Source organism: Flavisolibacter nicotianae (genome assembly GCF_003628535.1).
Taxonomy (GTDB): domain Bacteria; phylum Bacteroidota; class Bacteroidia; order Chitinophagales; family Chitinophagaceae; genus Flavisolibacter; species Flavisolibacter nicotianae.
Map to the genome: position 1 here is coordinate 482,471 of NZ_RBCI01000002.1, position 15,928 is coordinate 498,398.

The window sequence follows — 15,928 nt, forward strand, 5'->3', positions numbered from 1 at the left end:
GGCCGGAATTTTAATTCTTACATTCGCCTGCGTTCACAGCCGTGCAAATCAGCGAAAAACAGTGAACGTACACAGCAGAGCGATGAACACGATCGGAAACTTGGTTTGGCTTGTATTTGGCGGACTGGTAACGGCCCTTGGCTACATCATTGGCGGCTTTGTGCTTTGCTGCACGATTATCGGGATTCCCTTTGGCCTGCAGTGCTTCAAGCTCGCCGGTTTTATCCTCTGGCCGTTTGGGCGGATGGCGGTCAGCACCGGTGCAAGTGGCGGCTGCCTCGCCGTCTTCCTCAACATTCTTTGGATCCTGTGCGGCGGGATCTGGATCGCTATCGGTCACATCGTGTTTGGGCTTTTCCTGTTCCTGACCATCATCGGGATTCCCTTTGCCCGCCAGCATTTCAAACTGGTGGAAATTTCCCTCATGCCGTTTGGAAAAACAATTGTCGACAAGCCATAAGCCTTTTGGCAGGAAAGAGCCTGCCGGTTTCATTTGCGGGCTTTACCCTTCCGGCATGCTTTCGATACGCATCAAAAAGGCTTCGGTCCTGCTAAAGCTATTTTGTTGTAAGAACCCCTGTATCGTTGATGGACAGCGGACCCTGCTGCTGGTACGGATAACGATGGTTCCATTGCTAATGGGGTTGAGACACAACGGAAGGCGTGTCCCGGTGACATCCCGAATGACAAGGGCGAGCGGACAGCTTGGCCAGTGCAACCGGTCGCAGAGAGATTTCAGGTGCAGCGAACGTTCTTCCGCAACTGTTTTACTAAAAAAGGCGGAGAGGACCCGGCAGGCTTTGGTGGTCCACGTGATTGTCCCTTTTTTCAAAATGCCTGTGCTTTCCGTCGCAATGGTGCTTTATGGTACGTGATCAATGGATGCGCCTCCTGTTTATTCCCCTGCTGGGTGTCCTGATTCCTTTTTTTTCGGGTGCCATTACCTATGTCCATTATGCTGGGCCGGCGTTGCTGGTGGCGCAACTTTATTTTGTCTTTGTTTCCTTTTGCATCTGGCAGGGCTGCCACTGGATCCATGGCAGGCTGCGCCGCCTGTATCCTGTAAAAGGCGATCCCTATCCAAAAATCCTGTCCATCTGCCTGCTCTCCGGCTTGTACGGCGCTTCCATTGCCGGCTTGCTTTTCCTGGTCTGGACGCGGCTCTCCCGGGAAACATTCGGGGCTGCTACCTTGCTGCGGTTTGTCGCCTTTTCCACCTTTGCCGTGGTGATCTTTACCCTGCTCTACGAAGTGCTTTACTTAAGCAAGGAACGGGAAATCGACCGGAACCGGGTCGATCAACTGGACAAGGAAAAAGCGTTGGCCGAACTGCAGGCGCTGCGCAACGAACTGGACCCGCACTTTGTGTTCAATTCGCTGACCTCGATGTCTTACCTCATCCGCAACGACCCGGAAAGGGCCGTGCAGTTCGACCACAAGCTGGCGCAGGTGTTCCGGTATTTTTTACGCAACAAAACCACTGACCTTGTGCCGCTCGAAAGGGAACTGGCCTTTATCGACGATTACCTGTACCTGCTCCGCATCCGCTACGAGGAGAACCTGCAGGTGCAGGTGAGGGGCCGGCAGGAGGCCGCAGGTTACGTGGTGCCCTGCTCCCTGCAACTGCTTATCGAGAACGCCATCAAGCACAACGCGTTTTCAGCAGCGCATCCCCTGTTCATTAGCATCGCCATCGATCCGGAAACGGCTTGCGTAACGAACAACCGGCGGCCGAAGGAATCGGGGCTGCCGTCCACGAAGATCGGGCTGGCCAACCTGGACCAGCGGTACCGGCTGGTGTTTCAGCAAACGATCGCGATAGAAAAAACAGCCGATGAATTCAGGGTGTGCCTGCCCGTGATCCCGCTGCCGGCAACGGCCGTTCTGCAGAAAGAACAAACAAGCCTGTAGTGTTCTACTCCCCAATTTGGCACCCGGTGACGGAAGCACTTCCGGTGTTTTGCCCGGCTTTCAGCCCGGGCTTCGCTGCAGGTCTGGTGCAACGGTTTTTTTGAAGAGACCCGGGCAGCCGAAAACCGCTCTATCGTGTTTTTACGCGACCGGAGAGAGGGAAAACACGCACAGCGGAAACTACGCAATCTTTTTTCTCACCCTCCTGGCTTTCAATTGCTTAGCTCCCTTCCGCCAGCTTGTCAGGTGCCCTGGGCTATGAGTTGCGGGTTTTGCTGCCTATGTTTGTCCCCGTTCGTACGCTGAAAACGATTTCCGTTACGTGAAAAGCCTTTAGCCCGTCCCTCGGAAATAAAGCGTTGCGACCCTTGCCAATTCCTCTGAAAAAGCTTCCCAGATCCGTTGACAAACCCGAATCCAAACCAAGGGCCGGCATTGTTCACCTAAAACAAAAAACAATGTTGAGTAGAAAACTGATCGGAAAACTTCGCATGGGCCATTGCTTTTGGCTCCTGGTTCCCGCAGCAGCGTTAAGCCTTAACGTTGGGTATGCAGAAACCATTCAGTTAACATCTTTCAACAGCCTTTACACCCCTTCGTTGCACGACACGGCAAAAGCCGGTGAACCGGACTCTTTCGCCGCCAAACCCGTGGCTGCACGCATTGCCCTCAACAAACATGTCAGCGGTTTCGTAAAAACCTACCTCAAAAAAGAAGAGGAGTTTTTGCAAAAGATGAAAGGCAGGAGCCGGCCGTGGTTCCGCACCATCGAAACCGTTTTTACGCAATACGGCCTGCCGCAGCAACTGAAATACCTGGCTATCGTGGAATCGGGTCTGCAACCGAACAGTCAGTCCGCTGCCGGTGCACGGGGCCTGTGGCAGTTAATGCCCGTGACGGCGCGGGAGCTTGGCCTGAAGATCAGCGGGAAGGCCGATGAACGCCTGCACACCTACCGGAGTACCGTAGCGGCGGCCAAATACCTGCGGAACCTCTATGCCGGCTTTGGCGACTGGTTGCTGGTACTGGCGGCCTACAACAGCGGCCCCGGCGCCGTGTATTCCGCCATGAAAAAAGCCGGCAGCAAGAACTTCTGGGCCATTCAGCGCTTTCTGCCTGCCGAAAGCCGCGGCCACGTAAAGCGGTTTATCGGGGTACATTTTTTCTTCGAAGGCGAAGGCAGCGTAGCCACGCAAACGGCGGCTGAAGCCAGGGCCTGGGAGGAAAAACTTTGTGCCGATCTTGCCGCACGGTAAGAGCAGGTCGGTGCCGGGTTTCTGAAACCGTGTCAACCTCTACGCCTCAATAACACGAGTGGAGCCTTTGTGCTTCACTTTTTTGTGCTGGTGATTCTCCCGCTGTTGTGCAGACCGAGTCTGGGAAAAGTCGGTGCTCCCGTTTGCGGCCAGGCAGCGGGAGTGGAAGAAGTTGAATACGGTGATGGATCAATCATTACAGAAGATTGTTCAACCCGTCCCCGGTTTGCAGAAGTCGCGGCCTGCTGCATTTTATCATCCACACAAAAGAAGCCCGGAAAAAATATCTTTGGCCATTCTCAGTCTACGCAAAGCCTCCCATTTTGATGAAACACCTCTTCACCCTTTTGTTCCTTTGTTCCGCGGTTTTTTTCGCAAGGGGCCAGTCGTCCTGGAAAATTGTGCACAGCGAGTTGGTTGTTGCCCGGCCACCCTTCCAGGCCTGCCATGCATCGACCCTGGTTGAACTGCCTTCGGGAGACCTTCTCGTTTCCTTTTTTGCCGGCACGAGGGAAGCGGCAAAAGACGTGTCCATCTGGCTTGCCGCAAAAAGGGAGGGAAGGTGGACCAGACCCTTTGTTGTGGCCACCGGTATCATCAACGATACGCTGCGTTACCCCTGCTGGAACCCGGTGCTCTTCCAGGCGAAAGAAGGAACGCTTTTCCTTTTTTACAAGGTTGGTCCCAGTCCGCGGGAATGGTGGGGCATGGTACGCACTTCCACCAACGGGGGAAAAACCTGGAGCCGGCCACGGAAACTTCCAAGGGGCATTTTGGGACCGATCAAAAACAAGCCGGTGCAATTGGCCGACGGAACGATCCTAAGCCCCTCCAGCGTGGAAACCGAGGCCGCCTGGAAGGTTTACATGGAACGGTCGGCCAACGGCGGAAAAACCTGGAGCCGGGTACCTGTTGACACTGCCAGTGCCTTCCGGGTCATCCAGCCAGGCATCCTGCTGCACGCGGATAAAAGCGTGCAGATCGTCTGCCGCAGCGACCAGGACCGGGTCGTAACCGCCTGGTCGTCGGACAACGGGAAGACGTGGACAAAATTTGCAAAGCTCGACCTGCCCAATCCCAATTCCGGCATCGATGCGGTGACGCTCAAAAACAAGCTGCAGATGATCGTCTATAACCCGACGGTGAGGGGAAAGGATTGGTGGAACAACCGCGGTAAACTGAATGTGGCGGTTTCGGTGGACGGCATCAAATGGAAAGACGTGGTTGTTCTCGAAAACGGCAGCAGCGAAGAATACAGCTACCCGGCCATCATCCAGGCAAAAGACGGGAGGGTGCACATCACCTACACCAACGACCGGAAAAACATCCGGCACGTGATCCTGGAGGAAGACAGGAAACGGCCAACGGGTCAATAGGGATTCTGCCGGCCTGTCCCACTGGCCTTCACTGCAAAAAGCCGTGATGCCTTAGTTTTGCCCGATGGTTTCGTATACCCGCCTCACGCCTGCCGATGCCGCCCTGCTGTCCAAAATCGGTGGCATCAGTTTAATGGAATCCCATGGGCACAGTGCACCGACTGAAGTTATGCAGGCCTACGTGGACAGGAGCTTCAGCGAAGAGGCCTGCCGGGCCGAATTGAGCGATGAAAAAAATATCTTTTCCGCCGTTTTTTACAATCACAGGCCAGCCGGTTATTTCAAGATCATTTTTGATACGCCGCACCCGGCGGTTTCCCTGCAGCCGGTAACGAAACTCGAACGCCTTTACCTCCTCAAAGAGTTTTACGATCTGAAACTGGGGCACGGCTTGCTGCAGCAGGCGATTGATCTCTCCACAGCATACGGCGATAAAGGCATGTGGCTCGACGTGTGGCAGAAAAACGAGCGGGCCATCCGCTTTTACCAAAAACAGGGATTCGAAACCGTGGGTGAAAGCCGCTTTGTGCTCACAGACACCCGTTCCAACCCGATCTGGGTGATGCTGCGCCGGTATTGAAACAACGTTGGCTGTTACCCGTGATACGCCTGGCGGGTAGGAGCGGTGCTGCAACTAAATGAATTGGCCGCAGCCGCTTTGTTGCGTGGTTTCCCTCTCCCTTTTTTTCGAAAACAAGCTATCTTACTGTTCTTATTTTCTAAACGAAACCTTGCAAAATGAAAAGAACAAATTCCCTGTTTCTGCTGCTGCCGCTGTTGGCAGGATTCGGCGCATGCCAGAAAGCCGTTCGCCAGCCCGAAGCCGCCGGCACGGCTTCCAACACCGCCGTTCAAACCGCAGCCACGGCCACGGCAACCACCACGGCATTTACCAACCTGGTATGGTCCGATGAATTTGACGGCACCTCCGTCAACACCGCCAACTGGAGCTTCGAGACCGGCGGTGGCGGCTGGGGCAACAACGAGAAAGAATACTACCAGGCCGCCAATGCCACCGTGTCCAACGGCAACCTTGTGATCACCGCCAAAAAGCAACGCGTCAAGGCCAACAACTATACCTCGGCGCGGCTGAAAACGCAAGGTAAACGCGAGTTCACCTATGGCCGCATCGAGGCCCGCATCAAACTGCCGCTGGGACAGGGGCTCTGGCCTGCCTTCTGGATGCTCGGCGCCAACATCAACACCGTGAGCTGGCCCGGTTGCGGCGAAACGGACATCATGGAGCATATCAACACCGAGAACACCATTTACGGCACCATTCACTGGGACAATAACGGTCACGCCAGCTACGGCGGTAACACCACTACCACGCCAGCCGATTACCACGTGTACGCGGTAGAGTGGGATGCAACCTCCATGCGCTGGTACGTGGACAACGTGCAGTATCTCACGGCCGACATCACCAACGGAATCAACGGCACCGAGGAATTTCAAAAGCCTTTTTTCATCCTGCTCAACATGGCCGTAGGTGGCAACTGGCCCGGCCAGACCATCGACGACAGCAAGCTGCCGGCAAGCATGTATATCGACTATGTGCGGGTGTATCAATAAAGAAATCCCAGGCAGGACAAAAGCAGCTTCGGCTGCTTTTTTTGGGTCCCTGAAGACCGCATAGTTTTTCAAAACCTGTGCGCCCTGTCCACGAAGAAGAAATGTTGATTCAGCACGAGCCGTCGTGCTGCTATTTCCCTGACCGGATTTTTGAAAGCAAAAGAGTCCTGCAGCATGATCGTTTAGGCCTTTGCCAGTGCCCGTATGTCCGCAATCTCCAGCACCGGTTTGGAATACCCTTTTGTAACGGTGTTGATCATGGCCTTTCCCACTTCATGAAGCGACAGCGTCTGCGAGGGAAAGACGTGCGGGAACAGCCAGATCACCGGCTTGAAAAACCACTTGACATTCTTTTGCCCTTTCACCGGTTTCATAAAACCCGGCCGGAAATTGTATTGGCCGCGGAAGGGGAGTGTTTGCAGGTCGTTTTCAGTCTTCCCTTTTACGCGGGCCCACATCAGTTTTCCTTTTTCGCTGCTGTCGGTATGCGCCCCGGTTACATAATCAAACACCATGGACGGATTGACAGCGGAGAGCGTTTTGGCAAACTGCAGCGTCGTGTCGTAGGTGGCACGGGTGTAGTCCGCCTCGTTCATGCCCACGGAGCTCACGCCGGCACAGAAAAAGCAGGCGTCATAGCCCTGCAACCGGTCGCGGTGTTCATCAATCTTCAGGAAGTCGGGAACCAGCAGTTCGTTCAGTTTCGGGTGATGGTGCTCGTAATGCCGGCGGCTGACCAGCAGCACGTCGGCAACGGCTTCGTTTTGCAGGCATTCCAGCAGCACACCTTCGCCCACCATGCCCGTGGCGCCGGTGAGAATGACCCGGATCGGTCTTTGTCCTGTTGAAGAAAAATTTTCCTGTACGACCATACTTAAAGATCGCACAGGAAAAGCAATATCGTGCAGGCGCCGTTACTTCCCTGCTTCCTGTTGCGAAGCCGCTCAGGGCTGTAGCCTTCCTTCGATGGAATCATCCAGCGTTTGACCGATGGCCGCGCCGATCAGCATTTTGACGCCGGCCACGGCGTTTCCGTGTTTGTTGTCCCAGTAGTAGCCGCTCTCCGGCCTCACCCTGATCACGGTGATGCGGGGATCGTCCACGCCGCCGGTAAACCAGGTTTTGATGATGGGTTCCCAGAGCTCTTTGATCTTTTCCTTGTCTTTGGAAATGGTGGCACGGCCCTGCACCGACAGGAAATCGGAATGGGCCGAGCCCTGGAAAAGCAATTGCACCGTGGGGTCCTGCTCCAGCTCCGCGTTTTTGTGGCTGTCGTCGGAACTAAGAAACCAGAAGTTGCCCTCGTCGTCGAGTTTCTGCACGGCCATCGGCCGCACGTCGAACGGGAGTCCGCTGGCGGCACGGGTGCAAAAGAAACAGGTTTTTGCCTTTTCGATAAGCGCTTTCATTTTTTCGATGGCTTCCTTGCCCTGCAGGTCCTTGCGGTTTTCTTCGGGCTGTTGTTGGTTGATGCTGTCCATAAATCCGGGCTTTCGTTTTTGTATTGTTTTCTCTTGGACCAGCAATGAATATGCCCTTCCGCATTTGTTCAAGATTCTTTTGTAAGGGGGAAGGAGGGTTGAACAAAAGAGGTGGGAAACCAGCTTGTTCGTCCCCATTTTCGGTTATGTGGGAAACCTCTGTGTACGATCCAGTGGAGGTCCTAATTCCTGTTGCCGCTGCGGCCAACCGGGGGGACTATTGCATGGAGCCCGCGAAAATACCGGGCAGATTAAAACAGCTTGTCGAATAGGCTGCGAGCGAAGGGCCCAGGCACAGAAAGATTTATAGCCGACGTTTTGTACTTATGTAAGCCCGCAATTTATTGACCGGAAACTGATTGCAGGTGCAGGCCAAACAGCATTTGCGTAAAAAAAGTAAACTACGGGTAGCCAGCCCGGTTACAATGCCTGTTTTTCTTTCAGCATTCTTTTAATTATTAATAGTATTTTACTCGCTTATTGTTCAACAAAATTTGCAATTGTAAACATGAAACAAATCGCTAGCTGCTTCCTGCTGCTGATCGCCTGCGCCTCCTTCTCAACGGTATGTGCGCAAACAACTAAAGTAAAAGTGACCGACAGTAAGGTAAAAATGAAAGAGAAAAGCGCCGGTTCAACGGCTGCCGCTCCATACAAGGCTGCCATGTCGGCCGACTGGGTGCCCGGCAATGCGCAATACACGCAAATGGTATTGATGGCCTGGAAAGGCTATGACGCCAACCAGTGGGATGGTGCAGACGCCATGTTTGCCGACGATGTAACGGCAAGCATGCCCGATGGAACGGTGATAAAAGGCCGGGATAATTTTCTCGCGGCGCTGAAGGCTTACCGCGGCACGTTTACCGCTGTAAGTAGTTCGCTGGAAGCCGTTACCTCGCTGAAGAGTGCGGATCAGAAATATGATGTGGTTTGCATCTGGGGTACCGAAGCCGATACCAGGACCGACAACACAACGCAAAAAGTCGATCTCCACGAAGTGTGGATGTTCAATAAAGAGGGCAAAGTGGTATTTTTTAAGCAATACACGGCACAGGCGCCGAAGAGCTAAACAAACGGATATAAACCCTCGCCTTTCGCGGGGGTTTTTTACGCCGGCATTCCGTGTCCACCCGGGGTCTTCGCAGAAGGTTTGTGTGCAGGCCTTGCGGCGAGACCCCGGGTGCTTTATCTTCAAGTTATGTCTGTACGACTTACGCAATCAAACGATGGCGGCAACGTTTACTTTATCACCTTTACCTGTTACCGCTGGAAGCCGCTGTTCGTACTGACAAATGCCTACGATGCCGCATACAAATGGTTTGATTACCTCTCGGGTAAAAATGCTTCCATTATTGGCTACGTCATCATGCCAAACCACCTGCACCTATTGGTGCACCTTCCGCCCACTCTCAAATCACCCAATACCGTGGTGGCAAATGCCAAACGTTTTTTATCCTACGAGATCATCAGGCGACTGGAAGCAGGAGGAGCAGAACCACTGTTACAGGAGCTGCATGCCGCTGTAAAAATGCGGGAAGCCCGGAAAGGGAAGATCCACCGGGTGTTTGAAGAAAGCTTCGATTGCAAGGCGTGTTACAGTGCGAAATTCATTGCGCAGAAACTAACGTACATGCACCACAACCCGGTGAAAGGAAAATGGAACCTGGTAGCAGACTATGCACTATACCCGCACAGCAGTGCAGGGTTTTACCATGGCACAGGGGCGAACGTTTATCAAAACCTGGTGAGGGTGGAGTGTGTCGGTGGTTAGTGGCATGTCCCGGGGTCTTCGCAGACTTCATGGCGAGATCCCAGGTTGAGAGCGTGAGTAAGACGATCAATGGCCACAGTGGCCGGACAAAAAGCAGGCGTCGTTTCATTGAAACGACGCCTGCTTTTTTATGCCAGGTACCGGCTATTTGGCTACGCCTCGCTGTTAGTCTTCTGCGCTGCCGCCGGAGGCGCTTTTGCGTCCCTGGCTGGAGGTGCGGCCGGTATCGCCCCTGCGGTCTTTGTCGCTATCACCATGCTTCCTGTCGGAGCGCTCCGTATTGGGCTTTTGCGAAGCGGTCCTGGTGGTGTCGTGTTTTGGCTGGCCTTTACTGGCGTTGTTCCCGCCGTTGCTTCTGTTCGCGCTATTTGGCATATGATTCTGTTTTAGAAGAAAAGGGATGAAAAGATGGTGCCATTTTGCCGATAAGGGTGGAAGGGAATTTCCAGGTAGTCTGGTTGCGTGTCCACCCGGGGTCTTAGTCTGGTTCACGGGGTTTTGCGTTCACCCGGGGTCTTCCCAGAAAGCTTGCGTGCAGGCCTTGCGGCGAGACCCCGGTAGGACAGGAAAGCTGGTGAGGGTGGAGTATATCGGTAGTGGAAAGGAAGCGTTGACGTTTGTCCTGCTGATAGGTTTTTAGAAAAGGAGGAGCATAAAAAAGTTCCGTGCAGGGGAAGCCCGGTTCCTGCTATTTCACTGGGGTGGTAAGACGTCCACCAGTAGAAACGACCGGGCTTCGCTGCAGGCAGGCACCTGGTGTCAGAGAACATATTGGCCGGCAGGGTATTCTTCATACCGCTCGGTCCGGGCAGGCACGTCCACATCCGCTTCGCCGGAGCTTTGTGCATGCTCAACCAGTTGCGCAACGGCCGCTGCCACCAGTCCACCCGCCAGGTACAACCCTACGGTCATCAATTGCGTACCCACCGTTTTGTTGCTCGGGTCGGCCGGGAGGCCGAGCGGCTTCGGCAACACAACAGCCGTAATGCCGGCTACGAGTCCCAGCACGGCGCCACGGAGCCAGGCACCCTTTTTCCCACCCATACCTGCCAGGCTGTAATACGCGGTGTCGGCAACCAGTTCGCCGCCGACCGCCCAGCGCTGGAGTTCATCTTTTTCCGGCACTTTTTTGTGAACGGTCTTCAAGCCTTTTCGGATGAGGTCCATATCAAGCAGGTCCATGCGGGGTGCATCGGGTGTCATTCTACGCATGGCTTCATGAAGGGAGGCCACCGTGAGGGTTCCTGCCAATCCCCCGGCGACTGCAGCAGATACTTTCATAGCAAAAAAATTAGGCGTGATGAAATCATGTTGACGAACGTGTTCCACCTGTAACCAACAAAATACAATGCCAGAACAGGAGCGGGTACGCATAGCCTGGACGAGGATTTTTTCTTTTCTGTCCACATGGGGCTTCCCGTCCACCCGGGGTCTTTGTAGACGGCACCGTGCGATGACCTGTGGCGAGACCCGGGGAAACAGTAGCGACGCAGACTCCACCGGGAAAAAAATTATACCAATCGTGTTCGTTCGTACAGGTATTCGCGGTGGGCCTGCCCTTTCGGCCAAACACGGCGTTGTCAATCGTACGGCAGCCTGCACTACCTTGCGGCTTTTCCAACGTTTTCAATTCCCCGTCTGTGAGTCAATCCCTGATCGCGTTTCATGATGTCACCCTCCGTGTGCCCGGCGGGGATGTGTTCCCGGCCATCCGCTTTGTCGTAAACGAAGGCGAACACTGGGCCTTTGTTGGCGAGAACGAGGCGCTGAAAGCGGCGCTGCTGGAGGCGCTGGCCGGTACCATCGCTGTGATTGGCGGCCGGGCCGAATTCCCGTTTTTTGAAAAACACCGCGCCGCCGTTCAGGGCGATCCTTTACTCTCGCCCTACCGCTTTATTGCCAAAATCGACGAGCGGCACCACTTCCGGAACCTGTCCAACACCAGCCAGTTTTATTACCAGCAGCGGTTCAATTCTTCCGACTCGGAAGATGCCCTCACGGTGCAGGAATACCTCGAACAGGTTCATGCCGCCCGGGACCTGCCGGCCCTGGATCTTGCGGCCCTGGTCGACCGCATGAAGCTGGCCCCGCTGCTCAACCGGCAATTGATCAAGCTTTCGCACGGCGAAACAAAACGCCTGCTGGTGGCGGCGGCCCTGCTGCGTCACCCCCGGGTCCTGCTTTTCAGCAACCCCTTTGCCGGGCTGGATGCCGGCACACGAATGGAACTGCGGGAGACCATCAACGGGGTGGCCGCCGCCGGCATCACGGTGATCCTTTCCACCAGCGCCGGCGAAATACCCGAGGCCATCACCCACGTGGCGCGGTTTGAAAAAGACAACAGCATCACTACGGTAAAAAAGGAAGTGGCTGCGCTACCAACACAACCAGCAGCGCAGCCCCGCCTTGATGAAGAAGAACTGCGGTCACTGCTGGCTACCGGTAACAGGCCCCCGTTCAACGACATCGTGGTGATGAAGGCGGTGAGAATCCAGTACGACGAAAAGCGAATCCTGGACGACATCAACTGGACCATCAAACAGGGCGAACGCTGGGCCCTGCTGGGTCCCAACGGCGCCGGCAAATCCACCCTGCTTTCGCTGGTCAATGCCGACAACCCGCAGGCCTTTGCCAACCACATCATCCTCTTCGACCGGAAAAAAGGAAGCGGCGAAAGCATCTGGGACATCAAGCGGAAGATCGGCTTTTTCTCTCCCGAACTGTACCAGTACTTCCCCCTCGAAACCTCCTGCCTGATGGCGGTGGAATCCGGCTTTTACGACACCATCGGCTTGTTCCGGCCCAGCGACGCGGCGCTGGAAGACCTCTCCCTGCGGTGGATGAAATTGCTGGGTGTGGCGCACCTGTCCCGCAAGCTCCTGAGCCAGGTCTCCGCCGTCAACCAGCGGCTTTGCCTGCTGGCAAGGGCTTTTGTAAAAGCGCCGCCGCTGCTGATCCTGGACGAACCCTGCCAGGGATTTAGCGGGGAGCAGGTGGCCGCCTTCCGGGAACTGGTTGACGGCATTTGTGCTCTCTCCAACACCACGCTGGTTTATGTATCGCACTACAACGAAGAGTTGCCGGGCTGCGTGAACAAGGTGTTCCGGCTGGCAAACGGACGGCAGGTGGGCGAAGCGGGCTAGCGGGGCCAAAAAAGGGCGCCCTGCAACCGGCAACCGGCGCTTGCATTCCTGCTTTTCCCGGTTATCTTTGTTCTTCCTAAATCCTTGAAAAACCAACCCAATGTGCAAAGCTGCTAACTGCGCTGTCTTCCTTCTTCTTCTCCTTGCCGTCTCCTGCCGGCAAACGAAAACCACCGAAATGGCGGAAGCGACTTTTTGGAGACAGTCCCTCCTCGACTCCACGTACCGGATTCTATTCAGGGAGAAAGACACCGTAAAGGCCTTTTCCTTTTTCGATTCGGCCCTGCAGCGTTCCCCCCGTGTCAGCGTTTACCCGAGAGCCGCACGGTTTGACCTCAAGGCCAACTACTACTATTTTTTTACAAGCGACAACGAAGCCACGGCCCGCAGCATCGATTCGGCCCTGGCTTTTTACAACACGGCCGAACTGCAAAACCGCTATCCCCGCACCTACGTGGGGCTCCTGCTTTTCGGCGGGCAGATCGCCTACCGGCTCACCCAATACAGCAAGGCCAATGAATATTATTTCAGGGCCAAGAAACTGGCCGAAGCCCACCTGAGTCCCTGCGAGCAAACGGCCTTCAACTACAACATTGCCATGGTGCTGTTCCGGCAGGAAAACTACCGGGCCTCGCTCCGCCATTTCAGGGAAGCCTATGCCCAGCAGGAAAGCTGTGCGCCCCAAACCTTTGGCGTGGTGCTGCAGCAGCAGGAGATCCAGAGCAACATCGGCGAATGCTTCGTGGAGCTGAAGGCCTACGACAGTGCCCTGGTGCATTTTGACAAAGCGCTGGCCATTGCCGCCCGGTACAAAGACACCCTGGGTCCCGTTTTCCTCGACAGGATTCACGGCGTGGTGGCCGGCAACAAGGCCAAAGTGCGGCTGGCCCAAAACCGCCTGGAAGAAGCGGAGCAGCTTTGCCTGAAGGCCATTGCCCTCAACGACCGCGAAGGTTACGAAGTGGACAATGCCCGGGAAGTGAAGCTGCAACTGGCGGAAATCTATCGCCGGCAAACGGATTTTTCGGCCATGTTCCGGGTGCTCGGCGGGATCATGACCAACGGGCAGCCGGCCGGTGCCGGCCAGCGGCTGGAGTGGCAGCGCCTGATGGCCGCCTATTACGAGCAAACAGCGCTGCCGGAGCTGGCCATCCCGTACCTGAAAGCGTACTCCTCGCTGAACGATTCCATCCAGACGGCGCAAAAGCAACTGACCGAAGCCGACGTGGCCCGCCAGCTTCGCGACAGGGAGCAGCAACTGCAGATCGCCGTGCTCAAGGAAGACAAGGAGCAGGCCCTTCTCTCGCTGGGGTTCACGATCGTTTTTTCCGGCATGACGGTGGCCCTCATTTACCTGGTGTACCAGCACTACCGGCGCAGCAAAAAGACCGTGGCGGTGTTGCAGGCCCTCAACAAAGAGATCAGCGCACAAAAGGCCGCACGGGAAGAGGAAGCACGGCAGCGCCACCAGCTGATCACGGAAGCCGTGATCCGGGCACAGGAGGCCGAACGCTCCCTGATCGGGCTCGAGCTGCACGACAACATCAACCAGGTGCTCACCACCGTGAAGCTGCACAACGAAATGGTGCTCGAAGGACTGGGCGAGCCCCGGCAGGTGCTGCCCCGCACCGTCAAATACCTGCAGGACTGCATCAACGAGATCCGCAGCCTTTCGCGGCGCCTGTCGGCACCCACGCTGGGCCGCATCAGCCTCGAAGAGTCTATCAAAGACCTGATCGATTCCATCAACGCCACCAGCAAGGTGACCATCACCCACCAGATCGCGGGTCTGGAAAACCAGGTGCTGAAACAGGAACTGCACCTGGGCGTGTACCGCATCTTGCAGGAGCAACTGAACAACATCCTCAAGCATGCCGAGGCCTCCGAGGTCTTTGTGCTCATCGAACAGAAAGCCGACAGGTTGGAACTATCGGTCACGGACAACGGGAAAGGCTTTGCAGTGCAGGGCCGGAAGGCCGGCATTGGCCTGCTCAACATGCAGACCCGGGCCGAAAGCCTCAACGGCACCTTTCAACTGGAAAGCCAGCCGGGCCGGGGATGCAAGGTGGCCGTGGTGCTTCCCTGCCAGCCCTCGCTTTCGTGAGCGCCGGTCCGGTTTTGCTGGCGTTTTTTCCGGCGCTCCTGTTGGCGTCCCCGCCAACGGGAGCGGAATGATGGTTCTTACCCGTTCTCGCCAGGGCTTGCGGAAAGGCCGGCCGCGAAAGACCCCGGCGGAAAGGAGGGGCTGCTTTTCTTTTTCCTGTTGGCAGCTTCTCCGGATAAACCTAATTTGAACCCGTATTAAACACCTTACCATGAATAAATGTTCCGTTCTTTTTTGTCTCCTGTTGCTGGCCGGCATCCAAAAGGCCTCCGCTTCGGGACCCTCCGCCGACTCCGTTTCCATTGAAGGCCGGTGGGATCTTACCATCACCATCAATGGCCAGCCGAAACCTTCCTGGCTGGAGGTCCGGCATTCGGGCAACCACACCCTGGTGGGTGATTTCGTGGGGACGGGCGGTAGTGCCCGGCCTATATCGGAGGTCCACTACAGCGGCGGCCGGCTTCATTTTGCCATTCCGCCGCAATGGGAAAGCGGCAACGGCGACCTGGTGGTGGAAGGCGAAGCGAAAGGCGACGGGCTGGCCGGTACCATCACGTTCCCGGATGGAAAACAATACAACTGGACGGCAGAAAAAGCACCGCTACTCAAACGCGAAAAGCAACCGGTGTGGGGCAAACCCATTCGCCTCTTCAACGGCCGCGACCTGGCCGGCTGGCATGCCCTCGGCAAGCAAAACCAGTGGCAGGTGAAGGACGGTGTTTTGCTCAGCCCGAAATCGGGTTCCAACCTGGCAACGGATGCCACGTTCACCGATTTCAAGCTGCACATCGAGTTCCGCTACCCGGCGGGCAGCAACAGCGGCGTGTACCTGCGTGGCCGCCACGAAGTGCAGATCGAGGACGGCAGGGGCACCGGTCCCTGGCTGGGCGGCCTCGGTGCGGTGTATGGCTTTATCGCACCCAGCGAACAGGTGGCCAAGGCACCCGGCGAATGGCAGTCGTACGACATTACGCTGGTGGGCCGGATGGTGACCCTGGTGGCCAACGGCAAAACGGTGATCTGCAACCGTGAAATTCCCGGCATCACCGGCGGGGCGCTGGACAGCAAGGAAGGCGAGCCCGGGCCGTTCTACCTGCAGGGCGACCATGGCCCGGTTGAATACCGGAACATTATCCTGACACCGGCGAAATAAGCGGGTCAATATTGTATGATCAACAAAGCCGGTTACACAACCGGCTTTGTTGTTTTCATAAAATCCAAAAGATTAAATAGAGGGGAGTTTTCCGCTAGTGCTGGTGTTCTTACGAACGATGTGCCGCGGCCGCAGCAACAATCGAAACCGGCTAACGGCTT

Annotated in this window: 15 protein-coding genes; 11 read left to right on the forward strand and 4 right to left on the reverse strand. The window is 55.9% G+C overall.

Features of this window, described 5'->3' with window-relative positions; translation table 11 throughout:
- Positions 1-82 precede the first annotated feature (82 nt).
- The 6 genes from D6024_RS07165 (at position 83) to D6024_RS07195 (ending at position 6,115) form a co-directional block, all read left to right on the forward strand.
- Positions 83-460: a YccF domain-containing protein gene (locus D6024_RS07165; protein WP_121353901.1), complete on the forward strand. Its 378-nt coding sequence runs from the start codon at positions 83-85 to the stop codon at positions 458-460.
- 404 nt (positions 461-864) lie between these two features.
- Positions 865-1,911 carry a sensor histidine kinase gene (locus tag D6024_RS07175; protein WP_121353903.1) on the forward strand — a complete coding sequence of 349 codons (1,047 nt, stop codon included), beginning with the start codon at positions 865-867 and terminating at the stop codon, positions 1,909-1,911.
- A 458-nt stretch (positions 1,912-2,369) separates the two neighbouring features.
- Positions 2,370-3,167 carry a lytic transglycosylase domain-containing protein gene (locus D6024_RS07180; protein WP_162944608.1) on the forward strand — a complete coding sequence of 266 codons (798 nt, stop codon included), beginning with the start codon at positions 2,370-2,372 and terminating at the stop codon, positions 3,165-3,167.
- Positions 3,168-3,493: 326 nt separating this feature from the next.
- Entirely contained in the window at positions 3,494-4,543 is a 1,050-nt protein-coding gene (locus D6024_RS07185) for a sialidase family protein (protein WP_121354151.1), read from the forward strand.
- A 64-nt stretch (positions 4,544-4,607) separates the two neighbouring features.
- Complete coding sequence (locus D6024_RS07190; RefSeq protein ID WP_121353905.1) at positions 4,608-5,123, forward strand: GNAT family N-acetyltransferase; 516 nt, start codon at positions 4,608-4,610, stop codon at positions 5,121-5,123.
- A 158-nt stretch (positions 5,124-5,281) separates the two neighbouring features.
- Positions 5,282-6,115, forward strand: a complete 834-nt coding sequence (locus D6024_RS07195) for a glycoside hydrolase family 16 protein (RefSeq protein WP_121353906.1) — start codon at positions 5,282-5,284, stop codon at positions 6,113-6,115.
- Positions 6,116-6,297: 182 nt separating this feature from the next.
- Here the strand turns inward: D6024_RS07195 and D6024_RS07200 are convergent, their stop codons facing one another.
- Positions 6,298-6,987: an NAD-dependent epimerase/dehydratase family protein gene (locus tag D6024_RS07200; protein WP_121353907.1), complete on the reverse strand. Its 690-nt coding sequence runs from the start codon at positions 6,985-6,987 to the stop codon at positions 6,298-6,300.
- A 72-nt stretch (positions 6,988-7,059) separates the two neighbouring features.
- The gene (locus tag D6024_RS07205; RefSeq protein WP_121353908.1) at positions 7,060-7,596 is read right to left on the reverse strand and encodes a pyridoxamine 5'-phosphate oxidase family protein; all 537 of its coding nucleotides are present in this window, start codon (positions 7,594-7,596) and stop codon (positions 7,060-7,062) included.
- A 508-nt stretch (positions 7,597-8,104) separates the two neighbouring features.
- Here D6024_RS07205 and D6024_RS07210 point away from each other — a divergent pair.
- Positions 8,105-8,665 carry a nuclear transport factor 2 family protein gene (locus D6024_RS07210; RefSeq protein ID WP_121353909.1) on the forward strand — a complete coding sequence of 187 codons (561 nt, stop codon included), beginning with the start codon at positions 8,105-8,107 and terminating at the stop codon, positions 8,663-8,665.
- Positions 8,666-8,794: 129 nt separating this feature from the next.
- Complete coding sequence (locus D6024_RS07215) at positions 8,795-9,367, forward strand: transposase (RefSeq protein WP_121353910.1); 573 nt, start codon at positions 8,795-8,797, stop codon at positions 9,365-9,367.
- A gap of 165 nt (positions 9,368-9,532) precedes the next feature.
- Here D6024_RS07215 and D6024_RS07220 read toward each other — a convergent pair whose 3' ends face one another.
- Entirely contained in the window at positions 9,533-9,742 is a 210-nt protein-coding gene (locus D6024_RS07220) for a hypothetical protein (protein ID WP_121353911.1), read from the reverse strand.
- A 384-nt stretch (positions 9,743-10,126) separates the two neighbouring features.
- Positions 10,127-10,648, reverse strand: a complete 522-nt coding sequence (locus D6024_RS07225; RefSeq protein ID WP_205573238.1) for a hypothetical protein — start codon at positions 10,646-10,648, stop codon at positions 10,127-10,129.
- A gap of 359 nt (positions 10,649-11,007) precedes the next feature.
- Here D6024_RS07225 and D6024_RS07230 point away from each other — a divergent pair, with 359 nt between their 5' ends.
- The 3 genes from D6024_RS07230 (at position 11,008) to D6024_RS07240 (ending at position 15,767) form a co-directional block, all read left to right on the forward strand.
- A complete protein-coding gene (locus D6024_RS07230; RefSeq protein ID WP_121354152.1) occupies positions 11,008-12,510 on the forward strand; it encodes an ATP-binding cassette domain-containing protein in 1,503 nt (500 codons plus the stop codon).
- 100 nt (positions 12,511-12,610) lie between these two features.
- Positions 12,611-14,614, forward strand: a complete 2,004-nt coding sequence (locus D6024_RS07235) for an ATP-binding protein (protein WP_121353912.1) — start codon at positions 12,611-12,613, stop codon at positions 14,612-14,614.
- Positions 14,615-14,825: 211 nt separating this feature from the next.
- The gene (locus tag D6024_RS07240; RefSeq protein ID WP_121353913.1) at positions 14,826-15,767 is read left to right on the forward strand and encodes a 3-keto-disaccharide hydrolase; all 942 of its coding nucleotides are present in this window, start codon (positions 14,826-14,828) and stop codon (positions 15,765-15,767) included.
- Positions 15,768-15,928: the final 161 nt, after the last annotated feature.

Coding starts and splice junctions, on each gene's coding strand:
- D6024_RS07220 (WP_121353911.1), bottom strand. CDS start 9,742: ATGCCAAATAGCGCGAACAGAAGCAACGGCGGGAACAACGCCAGTAAA.
- D6024_RS07200 (WP_121353907.1), bottom strand. CDS start 6,987: ATGGTCGTACAGGAAAATTTTTCTTCAACAGGACAAAGACCGATCCGG.
- D6024_RS07235 (WP_121353912.1), top strand. CDS start 12,611: ATGTGCAAAGCTGCTAACTGCGCTGTCTTCCTTCTTCTTCTCCTTGCC.
- D6024_RS07190 (WP_121353905.1), top strand. CDS start 4,608: ATGGTTTCGTATACCCGCCTCACGCCTGCCGATGCCGCCCTGCTGTCC.
- D6024_RS07195 (WP_121353906.1), top strand. CDS start 5,282: ATGAAAAGAACAAATTCCCTGTTTCTGCTGCTGCCGCTGTTGGCAGGA.
- D6024_RS07205 (WP_121353908.1), bottom strand. CDS start 7,596: ATGGACAGCATCAACCAACAACAGCCCGAAGAAAACCGCAAGGACCTG.
- D6024_RS07175 (WP_121353903.1), top strand. CDS start 865: ATGGTACGTGATCAATGGATGCGCCTCCTGTTTATTCCCCTGCTGGGT.
- D6024_RS07240 (WP_121353913.1), top strand. CDS start 14,826: ATGAATAAATGTTCCGTTCTTTTTTGTCTCCTGTTGCTGGCCGGCATC.
- D6024_RS07180 (WP_162944608.1), top strand. CDS start 2,370: ATGTTGAGTAGAAAACTGATCGGAAAACTTCGCATGGGCCATTGCTTT.
- D6024_RS07225 (WP_205573238.1), bottom strand. CDS start 10,648: ATGAAAGTATCTGCTGCAGTCGCCGGGGGATTGGCAGGAACCCTCACG.
- D6024_RS07165 (WP_121353901.1), top strand. CDS start 83: ATGAACACGATCGGAAACTTGGTTTGGCTTGTATTTGGCGGACTGGTA.
- D6024_RS07215 (WP_121353910.1), top strand. CDS start 8,795: ATGTCTGTACGACTTACGCAATCAAACGATGGCGGCAACGTTTACTTT.
- D6024_RS07210 (WP_121353909.1), top strand. CDS start 8,105: ATGAAACAAATCGCTAGCTGCTTCCTGCTGCTGATCGCCTGCGCCTCC.
- D6024_RS07185 (WP_121354151.1), top strand. CDS start 3,494: ATGAAACACCTCTTCACCCTTTTGTTCCTTTGTTCCGCGGTTTTTTTC.